The organism is Vibrio sp. TRT 29B02, from assembly GCF_050113655.1.
Lineage (GTDB): Bacteria > Pseudomonadota > Gammaproteobacteria > Enterobacterales > Vibrionaceae > Vibrio.
In genome coordinates, this window is the sequence record NZ_JBNJOJ010000010.1 from 116,338 (window position 1) to 137,725 (window position 21,388).

Here is a 21,388-nt window from a genome sequence, read left to right on the forward strand (position 1 = left end):
GTTGGCATGAACTTTTCTCTCAAACACATAGCCCTAGCTGTCACTGTCAGTTCAGTGATTGGCTGTTCCAGCTACCCTGAAAGTGGTCGTGGTGGTATTGCAGAAGATTACATTCAATCGAGTTTCACTCCTGTCATGCCCGATGAGCCGCTTGGTCCAGAACACGGTTTACGCTTCGACTGGCAGTTGACCAAACTTCAGCTTGATTCACTCATTCGAGAAGGTGCACGTTGGTGTTTTCCAGCCGCAGTGGTTCAGGCACTAGAGAAACAGAATCGCATTGCTCGTGAACTGGAAGGCGGCCTTCTTCTCGACGCAGCCAATGATATCGTCATCCAACGCAAACGTCTTAATGAGTTAGAACTGCAATTGGACTACGTAACCTCTCAAGCGAAATGTGTTCCACCAATGGATGAGAACGCCTTCCAGCAACGTTTGGCCATCATCGACAAGCTCTACAGTCTACTCAATGTGGATAATCAGTTTGCATTCAACTCTACAGAGGTGAACCCTAAATATATGGGGCATTTAGCTCGCGCAGCGAACTTACTGGAAGAGCATACAAGTTTAACGCTCTCCGTCACGGGTCATTCAGATTCGGTGGGTGACGTGGGTTACAATCAAAAACTTGCTATGGGCAGAGCACAACAAGTTAAGAGATACCTGATCATTTTTGGCCTCAGTCCAGAACGTGTCAAAACCCATTCCGTAGGCGATGCCCTTCCTCTATATCAGGGAGAATCCGAGGGCGTTCGTCTCACCAATCGCCGAGTAAGCATTGAGGTGGTCGACAAGCAGGAACGCACCGAGTCACCGATGCAAGGAGGCTACTATGAAACACATTAATCTTCTGTTAGTCACCTTGTTACTGTCACTTGCTACTTTGGCCGACGCGAGTGAAGAGCGTGTGGATATCGGCGACCTAATCCAAGTTAATCTGCCAGGCGAAACCTCACTAAACAAAGGATTTCAAGTCGATAAACGTGGCCGAATCACCTTGCCTGAAGTGGGCGCTCTTTATGTTGCAGGTTATACTGAGCCTCAACTTGAGTCGGCGGTCAAACAAGCGTTGGAGAAAGTCTATCGCGACCTGTCCTCTGCGACGGTTTACATCGCCGAACAACAAATCCTCGTTTCTGTCCAAGGGTACGTAAAGTCACCCGGTGAATACACCTTACCTAAGAGCGCGGATATTCAGATGGCACTGCACGCAGCCGGTGGATTACGTGCAGGCGCTCAGTTGAACGATCTATTCATAAAACGCGGCAACGATAAAATCACCTTCAATTATAAAAACTTCCTTGATACTGGTAATTCGTCACTGCTTCCAGAGCTCGATTCACTGGACACGATTTTCGTTCCCGCCTCACCGCTCGTCGGGAATATCGAACAAGAGTTTGACGCAACCAAACTCGCAAACGCTGGCGACAGCGCTGATGGACGAACTGCGATCAAAGTGTTTGGCGAAGTCAACGCTCCAGGCTCATTCGGCTACAAAGCCAATACGGATTTGGTTGATATCATTATGCGAGCAGGTGGCGTCACTCGCTATGCTTCGGTAGAACAAATCCGAGTGATTTCGGACAACACCCCTAAACTATTCAACCTTAAATCCTATTTAGATAGTGGTGATGTTTCTCTGCTGCCTACCCTAACTCCGGGAACGACTATCTTTGTACCCAAGCAAGAAGAGGAAATTAAATCGGGTGCTAATGTTGTCTATATCATGGGGGAAGTCGCTAGTCCTGGTGCCTATGAAGGTAAAAAAAATGCCTCTTTTATGGATATTCTCGCCAATGCTGGCGGGCCAACACGCTACGCTGAATCGCGTCAGATTCGCGTCATTAAAGCCAATGGTACGGTCGTCAAATTCGACCTAACCGCTTTTACTGAAGGTCTATCAGGACGCACCCCTCCGAAAATCAGTGCTGGTGACGCAATCTTTGTCCCCGAGAAAACCGACATGAACGAAAAATCTTGGCTCAAGATAGCGCCGAACCGCGCAGTACGCATCATCGGAGAAGTGGTTCGTCCCGGTCGAGTGGAATGGTCTGATGAAATGGACCTAATGGATCTACTCTCTCACGTAGGCGGCCCAACATTACGCGCTGATACCTCAAAAATCGAGGTTGTCACCAGCGACAATAAACTCCATGTGTTCGACCTCGATGCCTATATTTTGAGTGGAGCACCAAGCAGTGAATTGCCGAGCATTACAGCAGGGTCCATTATTCGTATTCATGACCTGCCTCAAGACCCATCGGATAATAAGTCACAATGGGTTCGTCAAAGTTCGGATGCGTCGATTTACGTCTTCGGTCAGGTCAACGCGCCTGGACGCTATCGCTTCACCAAAGATATGCATTTCCTCGACATTCTTTCCGCCGCCGATGGCCCAACCAAAGATGCTGACATCCATAACATCCGCATCACCCATAGAGACAAAAGTTACTCAAAAGTGAGCAAGCTGAACCTTTCTCTTTACTTCGAAACGGGCGACGAAAGCCTATTACCTAACGTGACCATGGGCGACACCATCTACATTCCCGAGAAAGATAAAATCTGGCTGGATCGTTCGAAAGAGTCCACCGTGCGTGTCCTTGGCGCGGTAAACAAACCTGGACGTTACGTTTTCGATGACAATATGACCGTGCTCGACATACTTGCAGAAGCAGGCGGCCCGTCTGACCGAGCTTACCTTGAAAAGATTTCTATCGTAAATATGTCCTGCTGTCAGGGTCAGGCGCGAACATTTGATTTGGTGAACTTCAGTAAAACGGCCAACATATATCAACTGCCTGTCCTTCGTGCCGGTGACACCATCTATGTTCCTGACCGTAGCGAAAGCATCTTGGAAAAAGCCCGTGTTGGCTTGGAAGATATTCTGCGCTTAACCACCACCATAGTGTTAATAGGAGCGTTGTGATGATTATTCCTTCAACCCATACCGAGATTGAGCAAATCTATCTTGCAGCGGAGATGAATGGTTGCCGCTCTCTCTGTCTTACCGCCTGTCAATCAGGTGACGGCGTCACATCCATTGTATCTGCACTTGCGGAGCGTTACTTATTGGCTGGCCATAAAACATTAGTCGTTGATTTAAATACCTTCCATCCAGCATTTGAATCGATCGATTCGATGCCTCAGTTTACTGAGCAAGTTGGATTTTTGGTTGAACACAACGATACGCATCAACTGTTTACGGGGTTACCTGTCCCTAGCAGTCAATCTGCGCTTCTGGCATACAAAGACCCGACCTACCTCACTAACGCGGTATCCGAGTGGCTGCAACAATTTGATCGAGTCATTTGCGACACTTCCCCTTTGTTACACATAAATCGCGGCAATATACCCGCCCAAGTCGTCGCGGGGGCTTGTGATCAGACCGTCCTTGTTGTTATGGGTGGAAAAACGTCGTCGGGTCAGTTAGCCAAAGCGACTGAAATGCTCAATTGCGCGTCAATTTCTCTGCTGGGTTCTATTCTTAATATGAGAGACCAAGCCACTTTGGCCGAAGAAATAGTCCGCGAGTTAAACCGCTTTACCTTTATCCCACGTCGTTGGCGTGAGCGTATAGCAAGCAAAATTTTGACCAACGAATTTCTGGCACAGTCAGCGTAGGAGTTAGCATGAAACGTCTAGTCGTGTTTATTTCCGCCCTAACCTTATCCGTAACATGTCTAGCTCAAACCCTTAGTTTCGGCATCGTTCCACAGCAATCTGCCAGTCGATTGGCTGAACAGTGGACGCCGATAATGAACTACCTCAGTGAGCAAACGGGAATCGATGTGGTATTTAGTACCGCTCCAGACATTCCTACCTTCGAGCAACGTTTGGCAGAAGGGAAGTATGACATCGCGTATATGAACCCTTATCACTACACGGTTTTTAGTCAGACTCCAGGATATCGTGCGATAGCCAAAGCAAAAGACAAACTTATTCAAGGTATTATTGTCGCGAAAAAAAAAGACCCTATTGAAAGCCTCACACAGCTCGACAACTCTAAGCTCGCTTTTCCTTCTCCTGCCGCTTTTGCAGCCACCATTTTAACTCAAAGCGATCTAAATAAAGCGGGAATCAGTTATCAGGTCAACTACGTCTCCTCACACGATTCAGTCTATCTCGGTGTGGCTAAAGGCTTTTTTCCCGCTGGTGGCGGTGTAATGCGAACCTTTAACTCACTGCCAGAAGTGGTCAAGTCTCAACTTAAAGTCATCTGGAGAACCGAGTCTTATACACCACATGCGATTGCCACCCACCCACGTTTAAGCCAGCAACAGGTCTCTGCCTTGCAAAACGCCTTAATGTCATTGGATTCAAGTAGCGTCGAACAAGCTCAACTACAGACACTAAGCATAAAAGGTTTTGTGGCTGCTAAAGATGAAGACTGGAATGACGTTCGTAAGCTAAACATCACGATTTTGGATTAGTGGAGAAGCGCATGACTTTACGTTTAAAAACAATCCTTGGAATCGCCATCATAGAAATCATTGTGCTGATCGTTCTAGTCCTCAGTGCAATGAGCTTTCTTTCCAACTCAAATGAGAAGCAACTCATACAGAGAGCCAACTCTAGCGCAACCATGTTTACTCAAGCGGCCAAAGATGCCGTTCTATCCACAGACATTGCCACTTTGGAAAGCCTCGTCGATGAGTTCATGACGTTGGAAGATGTGGCCTACGTTAGAGTGTTGCGTGATGGCAAAGAGATGGCCTGCGCTGGTGACAAAGCGATCTTACAACGTGCGATGCAAAATGATACCAGTCTTGAAAGTGTTGATGATGGAATCTTCGATTTGCGTAGCCCGATTGAGGTCAACGGCAAAGTCTACGGGTATGTCGATATCGGCTTTCAAGTCGAACCTATCATGATGATGTTGAATGACGCACAGCGCTCCATTGTCATCATTGCAACCATGGAAGTGGTGTTAGTTGCCCTTTTCTCTTTCGCCTTAGGCACCTATTTAACACGAGGATTGACTCGCATTGCTTCCGCAGTCAACACCATCGAGCAATCGGGTCCGGGCTTTCAACTTAACTCACAATCGAAAGATGAAATCGGTGACGTATCTCGTGCATTTGATGGCATGTCCGCCAAGCTAGAACAAGAATATAAGTTGCTTCACGCCGCCCGCGAAGGCGCAGAGCTTGCCAATGACTCGAAAAGTCGTTTCCTTGCCTCTATGTCGCATGAGATTAGAACCCCAATGAATGGTGTACTGGGTATTCTCAACATTCTCGAAGAGACCAATCTGAGTAAGGAGCAGAGAAAACTGGTTTCGACAGCGACTGAATCAGGCCATTTTTTACTGTCCGTCATTAACGATATTCTCGATTTCACTCGAATGGAGTCAAACACCCTGATACTTGAGGATCAGCCCTTTGATTTTCGCCAGTGTGTAGAGAGTGTTGTCGATTCATTCACGCCTTCAGCGAAAGCACAAAATTTAGTCTTACACTGCTACATTGAAGGCCACGTACCTAGTATGGTTCGTGGTGATATCAACCGAGTTAAACAGATTTTACTGAACCTAATTGGTAATGCGATTAAGTTTACCCATGAAGGAAGCGTCACCGTTAAAGTAAGCGCGGAGAGGGTCTCTGAAGACAAGGTAAAACTCACCTGTCAGATACAAGATACTGGGATTGGCATCAACCAAAATGCGATCGACTATCTGTTTGATGAGTTCACTATGGTTGACCAATCATACTCTCGTAGCAAAGAAGGATCTGGACTCGGTCTGGCAATTTGCCGACGCCTTTGCAATCTAATGGATGGAGAAGTACGTGTAGACAGCCAGCCTCAAATTGGCAGTACCTTCACCTTTGATATCTGTTTACCTGTTGCTGATCAGCTCATCTCGTCACCGGATACCACTGAAAGTCGCCCTACTTTGCAATACACCAATGCTCGTATTTTGGTTGCGGAAGACAACAGAGCGAACCAATTGGTCATCAGAGAGATGTTTAAGCGTATCGGCCTCACTATCGATATTGCTGAAAACGGTGTCCAAGCGGTAGCGATGGTCAAGCAATATCAGTACGACATCATCTTTATGGACATCTCTATGCCAGAGATGGACGGTATGCAGGCATGCAAAGCAATCCGCGAACTCGATGATGACATTACCTCGCAACTTCCTATTATTGCCCTTACGGCGCACTCGCTAGCGGGAGACAGAGAGAAGTTTCTCGCCTCGGGTATGGATGATTACTTATCAAAACCTCTAAGAGCATCACAACTAATTGAAAAAATTAATCTATTCTTAAATGAAGAACACAATACGGAATCAGGTTCTGCTCACACTTCAAACACAGAAAATAAGCAATCAGACTCACATCGAGCTAACATTAAAACCGTTGAACCAGCAATATTAGAAGAGGTTAATTTGGAACTTGTCGATGAACAAATCCTTCAACAAATGATTGAAGATACAAGTGCAGATGTCATCCCGTTATTGATTGACCACTATCTTGAAGAGTCACATCAACGGCTGGAAAAAATATACCAAGCCATTGATCGAGAAGACTCACAAACGGTTGAATTTGAAACACACACCTTAGGCAGTTCTTCACTGGCTTTGGGCAACCGTACACTGTCTAATTTTGCGCGTAAAATTGAACATCTATGTATAGATGGACAAGGACACCAAGCCTTCAAACTTAAATCTGAGTTGCAACACCTTGCTGAACAATCACTAGCCGCACTAGAAATTCGTAAGCAGCAAGGCTTTTCACAACCGATGCAACCTTAACTGTTTATCGATAGGAAATCGCCTATGAAACCAAAAGTATTATTAATAGAAGATTCCACATCACTGGCTATTCTGTATAAGCAGTACGTTAAGGACGAAAATTACGACCTTTTCCATGTTGAAACGGGTAAAGAAGCGATCGCTTTCATAGAGCGTAATGTCCCTCATCTAGTGATACTTGATTTAAAGCTACCCGACATGGATGGCGAAGATATCTTAGACTGGATCAACGAGCAGCAGATCCCTACGTCTGTGGTGATTGCTACCGCACATGGATCCGTTGATGTGGCGGTTAGTTTGCTGCAAAAAGGCGCAAAAGACTTCTTAGAAAAACCAATTAATGCCGACCGTTTAAAGACTTCAATTGCCCTGCATTTACAGCAGGTAAAACTGGAGACACTCGTCGAAGATATTGAAGCTAAATTCGACCGTAATCGTTTTCATGGTTTCATCGGTTCAAGCCTTCCCATGCAAGGGATCTATAAGATCATCGACTCTGTCGCACCGACTTCTGCGAGTGTTTTTATTATCGGTGAGAGTGGTACAGGTAAAGAGGTATGTGCGGAAGCCATTCATCAAGAGAGCAAGCGCCGCGATAAACCCTTTGTCGCCATCAATTGTGGTGCTATCCCCAAAGATCTGATGGAAAGTGAGATATTCGGCCACGTAAAAGGTGCTTTTACAGGTGCAACAGCGGATCGTAAAGGGGCGGCATCTCAAGCCCATGGTGGAACCTTATTTCTCGATGAGCTCTGTGAGATGGAACTGGAAATGCAGAAAAAGCTTCTCCGCTTTCTGCAAACCGGAACATTCACTCCGCTCGGTGCAACCAAAGAGATGAAGGTTGATGTTCGCATTATCTGCGCAACAAACCGCGATCCTTTGCAAGAAGTCGAGCAAGGCAGATTTAGGGAAGACCTCTATTATCGAGTTCATGTGGTTCCCGTTGAAATGCCACCTTTGCGAGATCGTGGTAACGACATCATTACCTTAGCGACCCATTTCCTCAAGGTGTACGCCAAAGAAGATGGTAAGAAGTTCTCTTCAATCCATCGAGAAGCGGAATCTGCGCTGAAACGTTACAACTGGCCCGGCAATGTTCGTCAGCTGCAAAATATTATTCGCAATATTGTCGTGTTGAACGACGACAGTCATTTGAGATACGAACATCTTCCGGAGCAACTGATCAAAAACAAAAGGCAGCAGCCAAACTCACCGACTGCTGCGGTCTCTGAGCCAGTCAGACTGCGACATGATGCTGACTCCATCTCTCAGTTGACGGATGCCACACCACAAGTGGCAAAGTCGGATCACAATATACGTCCTATGTGGCAGATAGAAAGAGAAGCTATCCAACAAGCGATCGATTACTGCGACGGCAATGTGCTCAATGCGGCGGTGCTGCTCGAACTTAGTCCTTCAACCGTGTACCGAAAAAAACAAGCTTGGGAGTCTGAGGATGAGCAGCAACTCGTCTGATCAAGTTTGGTTGGTGATTGATAGTCAAACCTTCGGTGGTATAGAAACGCATGTGCTTGAGCTCGCGAAAGGGCTCAAGCTCTTTAACATTCACGTTCAAGTTTGGCTTCTGCGCCGTTATCCTCATCACAACCAATTGAAACAACAATTAGAACAAGCGAACGTCAGCGTTGATTATCTTGATCGCGATAAACAGCACTTTGTGTTTCAATTACGCGACCAGATTCAAGCTCAACGCCCCGCCGTCGTACACGCCCATGGCTATAAAGCCAGCATCATATGTAAACTGCTGCATCTCTTAACTGGTGTTGCACAGATCACTACTTATCATGCTGGCGAGACACCCAAAGGAAAAGTATGGCTTTATGACTTGATCGACAGATATAGCAGCTTTCTCTCTACCCACTCTCTCGCCGTCAGTCATGCAATCATGGCTAAGTTGCCAAGCCGGTCTGTTTGCTTCAACAACTTTATTGATAACCACCAGCTAGCCATCAGTACTGGACAACAGATTGCTTTTGTCGGGCGATTAAGTGAAGAGAAAGCGCCTGATCGATTTGTTGAAATCGCACGGCTTAATAACGAGTTAAACTTTGATGTTTATGGTTCAGGGCCGATGGAAACGGCACTCACCACCTGTGCCCCAATCAATGTTCGCTTTCACGGTCACCAGAGTGACATGTCTAGTATATGGCCAAATGTTGGTTTGTTGGTCATTTGCTCTCGGTTCGAAGGCCTTCCAATGGCGGCTCTTGAAGCTATGGCGCGTGGTATACCCGTCCTTGCACTCAGTGTCGGCAACCTCGATAAGTTGATTCGTCACCAACACAATGGTTTTCTGGTTAACTCTATGGAAGAACTCAACCAACAATTGCAAGATTTTGTCTCACTCGACTCGCAGAGCAGAAACGCACTACAGCGCAATGCCGTCGCGACCATTGAACAACACTTTTCACCTTCGGCTATCATCCCTCAAATGCTAGAGCTCTACTTTCCAAAACAGTTTCAAACTGATTCTCAAATTGAGAAATGAGCGACCCTTACCTTTCTCATTTCAAAAAATAACTATAAAACAATAGCTTACAAACCATCAATTTGTGGCATCCCGTTTGCGTTACATCTGCTATCGACCTTTATTCTTACGGCAGCAAAAGGGATTGGCTATGGCGAAAAAAATTCTGTTTGTACACTATGGTGATGACTGGATTCGTGGCAGTGAGCAATGCTTGCTCGATTTGATTAAGTTTCTAAATCCGACTCACTTCCAGCCCTTGGTGTGGACTAACAATCGTACATTGGCAGAGCAACTCGACCAACTCAACGTCACCACAGAACTGAGTCAATTTCGGTTGTTACTGGGATGGAAAGCCCCACGTTTCAATTTGATGAGCTGGATGGCGTTGGTAGAGCACGGTTGCGAGCTCATTGATCGAGAAAAGATCGACCTTATTCATGTCAATAGTGGCGCACCTTGTCAATGGATGGTGGTTGCGGCAAGGATCAAGAATATCCCTTTGGTCACTCAACTGCACTGCCCTTACCAGATCAGAGAGCGACTTACCCTAGGTCTTCATCTATCGCCTCATGTTATTTCGGTCAGCAAGTATGTTTCACAAGCTTTGATCAATGATGGCTATCCCGTTGAACGCGTTAACGTTGTGCACAACGGTATTGACACGCACGCTTTGTTAGCCCAGTCCGAAGTCGATGTTCGACGTGAACTCGGTATTCCGCAACACGATTTTATTTTTGCCACTGTCGGCTCGTTAATTCATCGCAAAGGGATCGATCGAATTCTCACCGCACTTCGTCATGTAACCCTTGAATACCCCGATACACGCCTAGTGGTTATCGGCGATGGTCCTCTTAAAAATAAGCTTCAAGAGCAAGCTGAATATCTACATCTTGCGATGCAGGTACACTTTGTTGGCGAGCAAAGAAACGTTGTTGGCTGGCTTAAAGGTTGTGACGCTTTTATCAGTGGTGCACGCAGTGAAGCCTTTGGGTTAGTGGTTGCAGAAGCTGGATTGGCTAAACTGCCCATTGTCGCACCATTTGAAGGCGGTATTCCTGAGTTTATCAGCCACGGTAAAACCGGAGTGCTATATCCTAACCATGGGATTGGCCCAATCGCGAGTGCAATGCGGATTTTGATTAACAATCCTAAGTTGTGCCATCGCATAGCTGCCAACGCCTACCGCCATATCATCAAAAGCCATGATTTATCGGTAACGTATCCGCAGATTGAACAAGTTTACAACACCATTCTTGCGCAAAAAAATAATCAAGCACGCGGCCTATTCACCTCTCTTTCACCACTAAAGACCTACTTATCGAATCGCGTATCTTTAGGAGGCCAACATGGTTAAGTCTAATTTTACCTTGGTGTTTGACCCAATCCCGTTTAAAGGCGGTTCTAAAATCGCAACCAGCGATGCACTCAATATATGTCGAGTAAACGGGAATCAATTTGTTGTCTTGACCATCCAACCGGAATTTTGGCTCAACAGCGAGTTTTACGCCAAACATGATGTCATTATTACCCCTATTCGCGCTGTGTCGGCACTGATGAAAATTCATCAAGGGCCTTTATATTGGTTCAACCAACTCTATTTGCTGCTGCTGTTGTTTATGACGCTATTACGTTATCGCGGAATAACAAAAGTGGTTGGCGCATCTGGCCCGGGTATTGATATGGCGATTTATCTGCTTAGGCGTGTTGTTGTTTACGAAATCATCCAGTTCGTTCATGGTAGTGTTGGGCTTTCGCGCTCTATTGGGTACTGTTTGACTCAAGCCAATGCGGTATTTTACTTACCCTCAGCGAGAGAAAGCTTAAAAGCCGCGTTACAGAGTTACTTGCGCCACAAAACGAACATTGCGGATGCATCAGCGCTAGCGGAGTCTTATCTATGTGCTCAACATTACCAACCATTTGCCAATGGCTTACCTCAATCTAGATGGCCGACACCTTGCCAAACTCAGTTGCCAGTTTGCTTTTGGGCCGCATCGCTATTGAAATGGAAAGGTCTCGACCTCTTAGTCGACGCCATCAAACTCACCACCCATTATAGACCGATTGCGTTAAACATCTGTTTTATCCGTCCAGTCGATACCTGTTTACCCGTATCGAACGCGCCAATAAATCTAAGCAACACTCAGTGGTTTGAAGATCCACAAAACCTAGATGAGATACGCAGTCAATCCAATATATTTATCTCAACCAGTCAAAACGAACCTTTTGGACTTTCCATCCTTGAAGCGCTTGCCGCTGGCATGTGTGTGCTTATTCCTCAAGATGGCGCTTATTGGGACCAACAGCTGATTCATAACCACGACTGCATCAAGTACCAACCAGGCGATGTCGATTCGCTGGCGAATGCTTTGCTCTACGCCGTCAGTGATCAAGAGGTTTTTCATCGTTGTCGTCAAAACGCTCGTTTATTGGCCAAGCACTATCGTGCAGAGATTCGCTATAAGAAATTTGCTCAGTATATCAATGGCGATTTGGCACTGACCATGGCGCGTGTCATTCAGAATAGCTAAACAGTGCAAATCAGGAGGTTGCTATGTCCAACGGTCATATAAAGAACATTAGTTTGTATGCTGTGAGCTTGTTTCTGATGAAAGGTGTCTCACTGTTTACCTTGCCGTTAATGGCTCACTACTTGTCACCAAACGAGCTAGGCCATCTTGAACTGTTGGGGATTACTACTGTATTTTTCAGCTTGGTTGTTGGATTGGCAATGCATGAAAATCTCTACCGATTTATTGGGCCAATCCGCCACGCTAGATTACGCAGAATAAAGGCAGCCAAGTTATATAGTGCGTCTCTATCCCTTTCTGTTTTTCTAAGCATCGTCGTCCTGTTTTTCTACATGGTTTCTCCTTTTAAACTCGATCTATTCGACGCCAATCAGCTTGGTCTCATTCTGTTGGTGCTCTGCTACGAAGCGCCACTGGCGATATGTCTCGCTTGGTTACGTCTGCATAATCAGGCGGATCTATTTTTTAAAGTGTGTACAACAACGGTCGTGATTCAGGTTGCGTTACTGGTTGCCGTGCTAACCCATTCCCCTGACGTAACAACCATTTTTGCGCTCAATGTACTCTGTACTTTTGCCCAGTTTCTTTTTCTTCACTTTTACCTACGATTCCCATTTCGCTTACCTAAAACCACTCATTTACGACAATACCTCTATTACTCGATGCCGTTAATGTTGTCAGCGGTTGTCGCGTTTGGTTTAAGCGGTGCCGAAAGATGGTTAATCGCAGGTGCGACTGATCTTGAAACGTTAGGCATGTATGCTCTTGCCGCCAAATTCGCCTTAGGTGTCGGAATTTTAATTCAACCTTTTCACATGTGGTGGATGCCAAAACGTTTCGAATCTATGCAAATACATGGTTCTGACTACACAGCTAAAGTCACCCAGCGTGGCGTTTTACTTCTTTGTCTTATCGCCATCAGCGTCTCTTGGCTTAGTCAGATTTTCATCGAGTTGGCTCTCCCTGCTAACTACCAGCCAGCCATCGGCTACGTCAGCCTAACCATTATCATGATGCTGTTTAAGGAGTTAGTCGAATTGTGTAATTTTGGCGTTTTGTATCGTAAAAAGACTCCGCAGTTACTCTACATTAATATTTTTGCGACGTTGGTGGCACTCGGCACATGCATTGTGACGCTTGAGCATGGGCTGTATGGAATCTTGCTATCACTGGTGATTGGTCAAGTGACTCGCTTCGTGCTGACCTTGTATCATAGCCAAAAACTCTTCTATCTTAACTATCAGTTATCAGCATTAACGGGTTTGGTGCATTTAACCATTAGCTTCATTGTTACCAGCCGCTACCACCAACATTTAGAAGTATCAGTACTGATGTTAGTTCTTCAGCCGCTTGCTCTGATTGCTTACGCGATTCGCTGCCAATTAGTCACAATTATCTCAATTAAAACCGTGTTTATCGCAATGCAAACTTACTTAGGTAAAACCCAATGAGCCGATACAAGCACATCAAAGCGATCATGTGGATGTCACTGCTGTGCTTCACTCTTGCAGCAATATGGATGTTTGTCCCTCACCCTGCCATTGTTATTGTGCTTTGCTTTGCTCCATTTGGCGTTCTGTTTGTGCTCAATCAGACATTTTGGCTAGTCAGCCTGTTCGTGTTGTTCTCATTTTTCCGAATTCACGAAGCGATACCAGCCCTCTATTCATTGAAGATTCCATTATTACTCTCTGTCGGCGCTTTGGCTGCTTTGATTTGGCACAGTTTGATTAGCAGACAACTGACCACCTTTTGGCACCCGAGCTTTACTTGGCTGGCCATTTTTTGGCTGCTTGTCATCATCGGTGCCGTTTTGTCATCAAATCCTGGACTTGCTATTACCTATTTCAAAAATATTTACTGGAAAATCATCATCATGACTTTGGCGATAGCATGGTTGGTTAATAGTGAAGAATCCGTTAAAAGAATCGCTACGCTGATCATTTTAGCCGGGTCGTTAATCGCTGTCGTGGCGTTATCAAATTCGATCAATGGGGTCGGTCTGGTCGAAGGGACAAGGGTGACCATCGGCCGCGAACTCGGCTCAATGTTAGGCGACCCTAATGATCTCTCTCTGGTACTGATGTTTCCGCTCGCATTCGCGATTAGCTTCGCGACCACCAAACAATTAGGCTTTTCTCGTATTCTGGGCAGCATAGGTTTGGTCCTTGCTATGGCGGCAGTTATTGCAACTCAAAGTCGTGGTGGGTTGCTCGGTTCCCTCGCGGTGTTTGGTATCTTTGGTTTACGATTAGTTCGCTCGAAAACTCTGCTAATCATTATTGGTATCATCGCGATGATGATACTGTTCGCAGTCGCTGGTATATCCGATCGCCAATCAGGTGGTGCCGCAGAACAGGGTATCGATGCCTCCGCAATGGGACGTTTATATGCATGGGAGGCGGCATTTAAGATGGCATTAGATCATCCACTAACGGGTGTTGGTCTGAATAACTTTTACGCCAATTATTTTTTCTACAGTCCACACTGGGATGGGCTCAACCATGCGGTTCATAGTACTTGGTTTGGTGTTTTAGCAGAAACGGGGTTTTTAGGATTGCTGGTTTTTATCATCATGATCGTATCGCTGATAAAAACGAGCCGAGCGACCATGACGATCCTAGACTCCAGCACCGAACCCGTTTCACCCTATCTAAAGGCGACCGCTTTATCAGTGTATGCCGGTATTATTGGTACCATTGTTTCCGGAACCTTTCTCACCCAAGGCTTTACGTGGCCAATTTATATCCTAGCCGCTTTGTGTATTGCGCTATCACGAATTAGCCAAAAGCATTCTCAATTTGAGAAAACACCTTCCCAATCAGAGAATGAATTTTTAAACCAATGATTTTATTAACAATTAATTATGGCACGCTTAGTGTAATGATCCCTGCATAATTCAAATAATGTAGGGATAGATTATGTTGGCACAACGCATTAATCACTTTAAGGTGTGGCTTCAACACCACGAAAATCCGTCTTATCGCAAATTGTTTCTCATATTGAAAACAGTTCGAGCTTTCGATATTCCAACCCCACAGTGGTGGAACAGACTGTGTTACTTCTTGTATCAAACTCTAGCTGGTTTCTATCTCAGCCTTGTACGCGTGATAATTCACACTCCTGCGTTCAAAGGCCGTCTCAAGCGGCATGGTAAGAGTCTCTACTTGTTTGGTGGTGTCCCTTTCATCTCTGGCCCGCTATCGATCACCATCGGCGATGATTGCCGTATTTCAGGTCAAACCACCTTCAGCGCGAGACCACAATCCAACAATCCGCAATTGCTTATCGGCAGCAATGTCGACATCGGTTGGCAAAGCACCATCGCCGTAGCTACACGCGTCGTCATTGGGGATAACGTCCGTATCGCTGGTCGAGCATTTCTGTTTGGTTATTCTGGCCATTCACTTGACCCAGAATTGCGGGCTCAAGGCCATGGTGATGAGTGCAGAGATATTGGCGATATCGTACTTGAGCACGATGTTTGGCTAGGCACCAATGTTACGGTATGCCCAAATGTCACTATTGGGCACGGCACTGTGGTTGGCACCGGTAGTGTAGTGACCAAAAGTCTCCCTCCCATGGTGGTTGCCGTAGGAAACCCAGCCAAAATTGTTCGCTACCTGAACAGTCAGGAGGTTGACCATGCGTGATTTAATTGTGTTTGGTGAAGATTTTGGTGGCCTGCCTTCGAGCACCCAACATTTAATCGTACGTTTAGCCAAACAAAGGAAGGTTCTCTGGGTCAATTCAATAGGATTGCGCCAGCCTAGGTTGACTCGACATGATTTAAAGCGAGCCATCGCCAAACTGTTGGGTAAAAGTAAAGGGGGTTTCACTGTTGGTCACACCTTACCTGACAATATAACGGTGGTTAATTTACGCACCATTCCGGCACCGCGTTCTTATTTGGCTCGTCGCATTGCAAAAATGATGATCTGCATTCAACTGCTTCCCGTCATCAAGACACTTAAACTCGACAACCCCATCCTGTGGAGCTCATTGCCAACCACCGCCGATCTTTGTGGCTCTCTGGGCGAATCTGCGGTGGTTTACTACTGCGGCGATGATTTTTCCTCCTTGGCAGGCGTAGATCACCGTGTTGTCGCACAGCATGAGCTGAAGTTGGTTGAACAAGCCGATTTAATACTCGCCGCCAGCGCGAAACTGCTGACCAAGTTTCCTCAAACTAAGACTCACTATCTACCGCATGGCGTCGATACCGCGCTGTTCAGCACACCGGCCGTTCGCGCAAAGGATCTACCGCCAAGACGACAACGAATCGCAGGCTTCTATGGCAGTATATCTAACTGGCTCGACTATCAACTGTTAGAACGAGTTTTTCGAGACAATCCCGACTGGCAGTTTGTGTTTATCGGTCCTCTCGAGCTCGACTACAACCCGCTACCTAAGCTTGATAATGTTCATTACCTCGGGCCTCGCCCACATCACCTCCTGCCCAGCTATAGCCAGCACTGGGACGTGAGCCTGTTGCCTTTTGTCGCTAATCAACAGATCAGATCCTGTAGTCCGTTGAAACTTCTCGAGTATCTAGCAGCAGGTAGCCGTGTGATCAGCACTCCGTTCCCTGCCCTGGTACCATATCAACAGCATGTTGACGTAATCACAAACTCGGAACAGTTTTCACTCGCACTTAAACGTGTTGCGATTCAGCAGCCACGTCTCGGTGTTGTGAATATCAGCAACGAAAGTTGGGATGCTCGCACCAACAAACTTAACGCTATGTTGGAGGCTCTATGAACGACCTGAAACTTCGTCTCATCGTTATTCTCAATGGCGCGTGGCGACAAAGATATGTCATCGTCGTTCCTATGTTGATATTGCCATTTATCGGTTATTTCGTTGGCAAAATGGCTCCGACCAATTACGTTTCACATACCTCTATGCTGATACAAGAAACCGCAAAAATGAACCCTTTCTTAGAGGACATTGCTGTCTCTACCATGCTTAAAGAACGTCTGAATGCATTGAGTACTCTGTTGAAAAGTCGCCATGTTCTAACTGCGGTGGCCAACGAGCATGGATTGATCAACGATTCGATGTCAGATGCCCAAAAAGATCATGTCATCAACAAACTATCGAATAGTCTAACGGTCAGCCAACCAGGTAAGGATTTCTTACAAATATCTCTCACAGCGCCTTCACCGTCTGGTATGAAAGAGATGCTTGAATCAATCAGTGAGCATTTCATCGAACAGTTACTTGCGCCTGAGCGTTCATCAATTAAGGACTCGTCTGAATTCCTAGCAATACACATTGAAAAGCGTCGTGTGGAATTGGATCAAGCTGAGAATGAACTCGCAGACTTTAGAAACCGTTTTGCCTCCGTAACACCTGAAATGCAGACGCAATCGCTCGCTCGCTTAGCGGCACTAAAGCAAAGCTATGCAGAAAAAAGTGCAGAGCTTGCTGGTGTCGAACGCAGTTTAGGTTCGCTCGATCAACAGCTATCAAAAACCAATCCTGTGGTAGGTAAAATCGAAGATCAAATCATTGAAATCCGCAGTGAACTGACGTTGTTAAAAGCAAAATACACGGAAAGCCACAGCGCGGTGCAAGGTAAAGAGCGCGAGCTGCGCCGTCTTGAGAATGAAAGAACAATCTTACTGAAAATGGAGCAGCCAAACATCAGTAGTGATCAACTATGGGATATTGCCAGCAGTAGCCAATTGAGAGAACTGGGTGAGATTCAGCCTCTACTCGTCACCCAACTCCACAGTCTACAACTGGTGAGAGGACGTTATGAGTCTCTCAAAGAAGAAACAAAAAGCCTCAACAACATGATTGTTCAACTAGAACAAGAAGCGAATAAGTTTGGTGACAACGCAAAAACTATGCACCGTTTAGTTCGCAACGCGGAAATCAAACGTCAGCTTTATGATGAACTGCTTCAACGCTACGAAATGGCTCAATTGACAGGGTCACTCGGTGTTTTTGAGCAAAACAAAAGGGTTAAAATCATCGACCTTCCTTTTACACCCAGTCGCCCCGCTAACTTACCGATCATCATTTTTGTCATTGCAGGTTTTGTCGCAGGAATAGCACTCGGATCCGGTGTCGCGACATTAATCGAACTTTTCGATTCGTCGGTGCGCCGTAAATCAGAGATAGAGTCAATTACTAAAGCACCTTTGCTGACTCAACTTCCCAAAATCAAACCTTACCACTCATAGTGAAATGTAATTTGATTTTCACTATGAAAATCACCCAATAAAATCAGATAAACATATGATAAATAACAATTAAATAGTTGGCACATCCTATGCTAACTACTAGTAAGGTAATTAAACCATGTCAGGAGATAGCATGAATAACCATACCCAAAACGTCATTCATGTCGTTCAACATCTTGCCCCTGGAGGGCTCGAATCACTGGCACTCAACATGATGACGTTTTCCAACCCTGAGCACCATGTATTGATTGTTAGCCTAGAAGGTTCAAAGGAAGAGGCGATTTCTCACTGGCCTCGGTTAGGAGAAGTCGAAGATCACCTCGTGTTTCTTGATAAACCGGCAGGGTTCAGTTTTACGACATTACATCGTCTATATAAGCTATTTCGCACATTAAAACCGACCACTGTACACACTCACCATATTGGGCCAATCATTTACGGAGCGATTGCAGCACGTCTTGCTAACGTCAAAGCACGCATCCACACCGAACACGATGCTTGGCACTTATCCAACCCAAAGCACTGTTCATTACAAAAATTGGCTCTCGCTATCGCCAAACCCTCTGTCGTCGCCGATGCGAAATTGGTGAGAGATCAATTACTTGAACGACTTAACTATCACGACGTATCTGTGATCAATAACGGCATTGATTGTCAGCGTTTTAAACCAGGATCAAAGCACCTCGCCCGTCAGTCACTAGGCCTTCCCCTTTCTTCGACCATCATTGGCAGTGCTGGACGCCTCGAACATGTTAAGGGTCACGACATACTGCTGGATGCCATGGTGTTGCTGCCCAATAACCTATATCTGGTGATTGCTGGAGCAGGTTCGCAAAAAGAGGCACTTGAACAACAAGCACAAAGGCTCGGGATTAGCCAACGTGTAATTTTACTCGGCCTCGTCGACGACATGTGTCGCTTTTACCAATCTTTAGATCTGTTCTGCCTTCCATCTAGGAGTGAAGGCTACCCTCTTTCCACGCTTGAAGCACAAGCATGCGGCATTGTTACCGTTGCCTCCGATGTGGGTGCTTGCAGCGAAACCCTTTGTCCTATAACAGGTGCAGCGGTCGAAAGTAATAACCCAAATGCACTGGCAGAGGCTCTATTGAATAACTTATTGGACAGACATCGTACGTACTCGCCAAGGGAGTTTGTTCTTAATAACAATGATATACGCCAAATGGTCAAAGCCTATGACCAACTAGCTGTGGAGAAAAGCGCATGATGGAACTTCTATTGAGCACTCTGTTTTTCATCTCGAGTAGTTTGATTATCTATCACCATGTTGGATATCCAGTATTACTCTCATGGTATTCAAAACATCATCCGCTCAAGGCGATTAAACACGCTTCCCGAGGCTATAGACCAGTGACGAGTGACCAAGATTGTGCGTCGATCACTATTCTCGTGCCAGCCTATAACGAAGAACAGTGGATTGCAGATAAGATTCGCAATCTGTCGTCACTCGATTATCCTAAAAGTCGTTACAACGTGATTATTGCTTGCGATGGTTGCACAGACAACACCGCCTTAATTGCTGAGCAGACTATTCAAGAAGCTATCTGCGCTGATACGCACTTTGAAATTCGTGTGTTTAACGAAAATCGCGGTAAAGTGTCCGTCATCAATCAACAGATGTCGACGATATCTACTGATATTACTGCGCTTAGCGACGTATCCGCCCTAATCTCTATTGATGCGTTGTGGTTAGCTAATCGTCATTTTCATGATTGCCAAGTTGGTGTTGTTAACGGTCACTACCAACTATTTAACCATCACAATGAAGGCGAGAATCGCTACTGGCAGTACCAAAGTAAAGTCAAAATGCATGAGGCCTCCCTAGGGTCTACGCTCGGTGCGCACGGCGCGTTCTATCTATTCCGTACCCATCTGTTTAAAAGCATGGGTACGGACACGATCAACGACGACTTCATCATTCCTATGGAGATTGTTCGCCAAGGTTACTTAGCCAAATATGAGCCCAGAATGGTGGCGTTGGAAATGGAAGCAACCAACCAACAAAATGACTACCACCGCCGATTAAGAATCTCCGCGGGTAACATGCAACAAGCGATACTATTGGCCGATATGTTTATGCCTCGCTACCGTGGTGTCGCTTTTGCCTTTGCATCGGGAAAAGGCTTACGCCTGCTCACCCCTTACCTGCTGATTCTTTGCCTAATTTCGTCAATAGTATTGATGGACAACCCTCTATTTATGGCAGCCTTAACGGGGCAAATCGCCCTCTATTCTCTGGCGTTGCTCAGTTACTTCTTGCCCTACATATTCAGCCACAGAATCTGCAAGTTGGTACTCTATATTGTCGCAGGACACTGTGCAAACCTCATTGGTGGCTTACGTTACCTACTCGGTCTTGAATCAGGAAAATGGTCTCGTGTAGACCAATAAGGATATATTATGAGCAATGTATCAACACACATGTCAATCTGGTTAGCTAAACGCCTTTTTGATCTATTTGGTGCGATCTTTGGTTTACTCCTTTTATCGCCTTTTATCCCCTTCATTGCAGTGGCAATAAAAGTCAGTTCACCGGGCCCCGTTTTCTACAAACAACTTCGTGTTGGTAAATCGACTCCTGAAAAAATGGTCTTCTTTGAAATCATTAAGTTCCGCACCATGTATCAGGACGCAGAGCAACGAACTGGGGCTGTTTGGGCAACCGAAAACGACCCAAGAATCACGCCTGTTGGTCGTTTTCTGCGTAAAACGCGCCTAGATGAAATCCCCCAGCTGTTTAACGTGGTAGTTGGAGATATGTCTTTGATAGGCCCAAGACCGGAACGTCCAAGTTTTTACAACAAGCTGGAAGCAGCCATTCCCTATTTCGCTGACCGAACCTATGGCGTGATGCCAGGTATTACCGGATTGGCTCAGGTTAACCAAGGTTATGACACTTGTATTGATGATGTGCGTAGGAAAGTCGGCTACGACCACAGTTACGCGTTGTCACTCTGTTCGATGAAATCTTGGTTAGCAATGGACATGAGTATCATCACAAAAACCATCATTGTTATGTTTGATGGCCGAGGACGATAGTCGTTGCATGTGTGTGATTTAATGCACATTTTCGTATCTGATGCGGATAAAACTACGACAATTCGCTTAGATATAAAGCAAACGAGCTAAAATCGATAAAAATGCTCTTGCACGATCGAATAACTCTCGGTAACATCCGTCTCGTTCTTAAGGAATGGGTCCGTAGCTCAGTTGGTTAGAGTACTACCTTGACATGGTAGGGGTCGGCGATTCGAGTTCGCCCGGACCCACCACTCCTTAAAGTCATGTTAAAACCAAAACATGCAGAACATTAAATTTGGGTCCGTAGCTCAGTTGGTTAGAGTACTACCTTGACATGGTAGGGGTCGGCGATTCGAGTTCGCCCGGACCCACC

17 protein-coding genes and 2 tRNA genes are annotated in these 21,388 nt (G+C 45.9%); all 19 read left to right on the forward strand.

Going from position 1 to position 21,388, the window contains the following annotated elements:
- The first annotated feature begins 6 nt into the window (after window positions 1-6).
- The 19 genes from ACQEXT_RS08375 to ACQEXT_RS08465 all read left to right on the forward strand — a co-directional run bounded on the left by ACQEXT_RS08375 (window position 7) and on the right by ACQEXT_RS08465 (window position 21,386).
- Window positions 7-846, forward strand: a complete 840-nt coding sequence (locus ACQEXT_RS08375) for an OmpA family protein (RefSeq protein WP_138970934.1) — start codon at window positions 7-9, stop codon at window positions 844-846.
- Window positions 833-2,926, forward strand: a complete 2,094-nt coding sequence (locus ACQEXT_RS08380) for an SLBB domain-containing protein (RefSeq protein WP_426951473.1) — start codon at window positions 833-835, stop codon at window positions 2,924-2,926. Before ACQEXT_RS08375 ends, ACQEXT_RS08380 begins: the two co-directional genes overlap by 14 nt.
- Window positions 2,926-3,621, forward strand: coding sequence for a CpsD/CapB family tyrosine-protein kinase (locus tag ACQEXT_RS08385; protein WP_138970933.1), 696 nt, complete (start codon window positions 2,926-2,928; stop codon window positions 3,619-3,621). Before ACQEXT_RS08380 ends, ACQEXT_RS08385 begins: the two co-directional genes overlap by 1 nt.
- An 8-nt stretch (window positions 3,622-3,629) precedes the next feature.
- On the forward strand, window positions 3,630-4,430 hold the full coding sequence (locus ACQEXT_RS08390; RefSeq protein ID WP_426951474.1) for a phosphate/phosphite/phosphonate ABC transporter substrate-binding protein: 801 nt from the start codon (window positions 3,630-3,632) through the stop codon (window positions 4,428-4,430).
- Window positions 4,431-4,441: 11 nt separating this feature from the next.
- Entirely contained in the window at window positions 4,442-6,754 is a 2,313-nt protein-coding gene (locus ACQEXT_RS08395) for an ATP-binding protein (protein WP_426951475.1), read from the forward strand.
- A gap of 24 nt (window positions 6,755-6,778) precedes the next feature.
- Window positions 6,779-8,233 carry a sigma-54-dependent transcriptional regulator gene (locus tag ACQEXT_RS08400; RefSeq protein WP_426951476.1) on the forward strand — a complete coding sequence of 485 codons (1,455 nt, stop codon included), beginning with the start codon at window positions 6,779-6,781 and terminating at the stop codon, window positions 8,231-8,233.
- Window positions 8,214-9,266, forward strand: a complete 1,053-nt coding sequence (locus ACQEXT_RS08405; protein WP_426951477.1) for a glycosyltransferase family 4 protein — start codon at window positions 8,214-8,216, stop codon at window positions 9,264-9,266. The genes ACQEXT_RS08400 and ACQEXT_RS08405 overlap by 20 nt, the downstream gene beginning before the upstream one ends.
- 130 nt (window positions 9,267-9,396) lie before the next feature.
- Window positions 9,397-10,602 (forward strand): glycosyltransferase, encoded by a 1,206-nt coding sequence (locus tag ACQEXT_RS08410; protein WP_426951479.1) that lies wholly within the window; start codon window positions 9,397-9,399, stop codon window positions 10,600-10,602.
- Window positions 10,595-11,779 carry a glycosyltransferase family 4 protein gene (locus ACQEXT_RS08415; protein ID WP_426951481.1) on the forward strand — a complete coding sequence of 395 codons (1,185 nt, stop codon included), beginning with the start codon at window positions 10,595-10,597 and terminating at the stop codon, window positions 11,777-11,779. Before ACQEXT_RS08410 ends, ACQEXT_RS08415 begins: the two co-directional genes overlap by 8 nt.
- A gap of 23 nt (window positions 11,780-11,802) precedes the next feature.
- Entirely contained in the window at window positions 11,803-13,230 is a 1,428-nt protein-coding gene (locus ACQEXT_RS08420) for a lipopolysaccharide biosynthesis protein (protein WP_426951482.1), read from the forward strand.
- 32 nt (window positions 13,231-13,262) lie between these two features.
- Entirely contained in the window at window positions 13,263-14,627 is a 1,365-nt protein-coding gene (locus ACQEXT_RS08425) for an O-antigen ligase family protein (RefSeq protein WP_426951495.1), read from the forward strand.
- A gap of 73 nt (window positions 14,628-14,700) precedes the next feature.
- Window positions 14,701-15,432: an acyltransferase gene (locus ACQEXT_RS08430; RefSeq protein WP_426951483.1), complete on the forward strand. Its 732-nt coding sequence runs from the start codon at window positions 14,701-14,703 to the stop codon at window positions 15,430-15,432.
- The gene (locus tag ACQEXT_RS08435) at window positions 15,425-16,540 is read left to right on the forward strand and encodes a glycosyltransferase (RefSeq protein WP_426951484.1); all 1,116 of its coding nucleotides are present in this window, start codon (window positions 15,425-15,427) and stop codon (window positions 16,538-16,540) included. Before ACQEXT_RS08430 ends, ACQEXT_RS08435 begins: the two co-directional genes overlap by 8 nt.
- The gene (locus ACQEXT_RS08440) at window positions 16,537-17,973 is read left to right on the forward strand and encodes a GumC family protein (RefSeq protein ID WP_138970922.1); all 1,437 of its coding nucleotides are present in this window, start codon (window positions 16,537-16,539) and stop codon (window positions 17,971-17,973) included. Before ACQEXT_RS08435 ends, ACQEXT_RS08440 begins: the two co-directional genes overlap by 4 nt.
- A gap of 133 nt (window positions 17,974-18,106) precedes the next feature.
- Window positions 18,107-19,201 (forward strand): glycosyltransferase, encoded by a 1,095-nt coding sequence (locus tag ACQEXT_RS08445; RefSeq protein ID WP_426951485.1) that lies wholly within the window; start codon window positions 18,107-18,109, stop codon window positions 19,199-19,201.
- A complete protein-coding gene (locus ACQEXT_RS08450; RefSeq protein WP_426951487.1) occupies window positions 19,198-20,385 on the forward strand; it encodes a glycosyltransferase family 2 protein in 1,188 nt (395 codons plus the stop codon). The genes ACQEXT_RS08445 and ACQEXT_RS08450 overlap by 4 nt, the downstream gene beginning before the upstream one ends.
- 9 nt (window positions 20,386-20,394) lie before the next feature.
- Window positions 20,395-21,033 (forward strand): sugar transferase, encoded by a 639-nt coding sequence (locus tag ACQEXT_RS08455; RefSeq protein WP_331416334.1) that lies wholly within the window; start codon window positions 20,395-20,397, stop codon window positions 21,031-21,033.
- A gap of 156 nt (window positions 21,034-21,189) precedes the next feature.
- Window positions 21,190-21,266: transfer RNA gene (locus ACQEXT_RS08460), tRNA-Val, on the forward strand.
- Window positions 21,267-21,312: 46 nt separating this feature from the next.
- Window positions 21,313-21,386, forward strand: a tRNA-Val gene (locus ACQEXT_RS08465).
- Window positions 21,387-21,388 lie beyond the last annotated feature (2 nt).

Coding starts and splice junctions, on each gene's coding strand:
- ACQEXT_RS08380 (WP_426951473.1), top strand. CDS start 833: ATGAAACACATTAATCTTCTGTTAGTCACCTTGTTACTGTCACTTGCT.
- ACQEXT_RS08390 (WP_426951474.1), top strand. CDS start 3,630: ATGAAACGTCTAGTCGTGTTTATTTCCGCCCTAACCTTATCCGTAACA.
- ACQEXT_RS08415 (WP_426951481.1), top strand. CDS start 10,595: ATGGTTAAGTCTAATTTTACCTTGGTGTTTGACCCAATCCCGTTTAAA.
- ACQEXT_RS08435 (WP_426951484.1), top strand. CDS start 15,425: ATGCGTGATTTAATTGTGTTTGGTGAAGATTTTGGTGGCCTGCCTTCG.
- ACQEXT_RS08430 (WP_426951483.1), top strand. CDS start 14,701: ATGTTGGCACAACGCATTAATCACTTTAAGGTGTGGCTTCAACACCAC.
- ACQEXT_RS08395 (WP_426951475.1), top strand. CDS start 4,442: ATGACTTTACGTTTAAAAACAATCCTTGGAATCGCCATCATAGAAATC.
- ACQEXT_RS08420 (WP_426951482.1), top strand. CDS start 11,803: ATGTCCAACGGTCATATAAAGAACATTAGTTTGTATGCTGTGAGCTTG.
- ACQEXT_RS08450 (WP_426951487.1), top strand. CDS start 19,198: ATGATGGAACTTCTATTGAGCACTCTGTTTTTCATCTCGAGTAGTTTG.
- ACQEXT_RS08445 (WP_426951485.1), top strand. CDS start 18,107: ATGAATAACCATACCCAAAACGTCATTCATGTCGTTCAACATCTTGCC.
- ACQEXT_RS08400 (WP_426951476.1), top strand. CDS start 6,779: ATGAAACCAAAAGTATTATTAATAGAAGATTCCACATCACTGGCTATT.
- ACQEXT_RS08385 (WP_138970933.1), top strand. CDS start 2,926: ATGATTATTCCTTCAACCCATACCGAGATTGAGCAAATCTATCTTGCA.
- ACQEXT_RS08440 (WP_138970922.1), top strand. CDS start 16,537: ATGAACGACCTGAAACTTCGTCTCATCGTTATTCTCAATGGCGCGTGG.
- ACQEXT_RS08425 (WP_426951495.1), top strand. CDS start 13,263: ATGTCACTGCTGTGCTTCACTCTTGCAGCAATATGGATGTTTGTCCCT.
- ACQEXT_RS08410 (WP_426951479.1), top strand. CDS start 9,397: ATGGCGAAAAAAATTCTGTTTGTACACTATGGTGATGACTGGATTCGT.
- ACQEXT_RS08405 (WP_426951477.1), top strand. CDS start 8,214: ATGAGCAGCAACTCGTCTGATCAAGTTTGGTTGGTGATTGATAGTCAA.
- ACQEXT_RS08455 (WP_331416334.1), top strand. CDS start 20,395: ATGAGCAATGTATCAACACACATGTCAATCTGGTTAGCTAAACGCCTT.
- ACQEXT_RS08375 (WP_138970934.1), top strand. CDS start 7: ATGAACTTTTCTCTCAAACACATAGCCCTAGCTGTCACTGTCAGTTCA.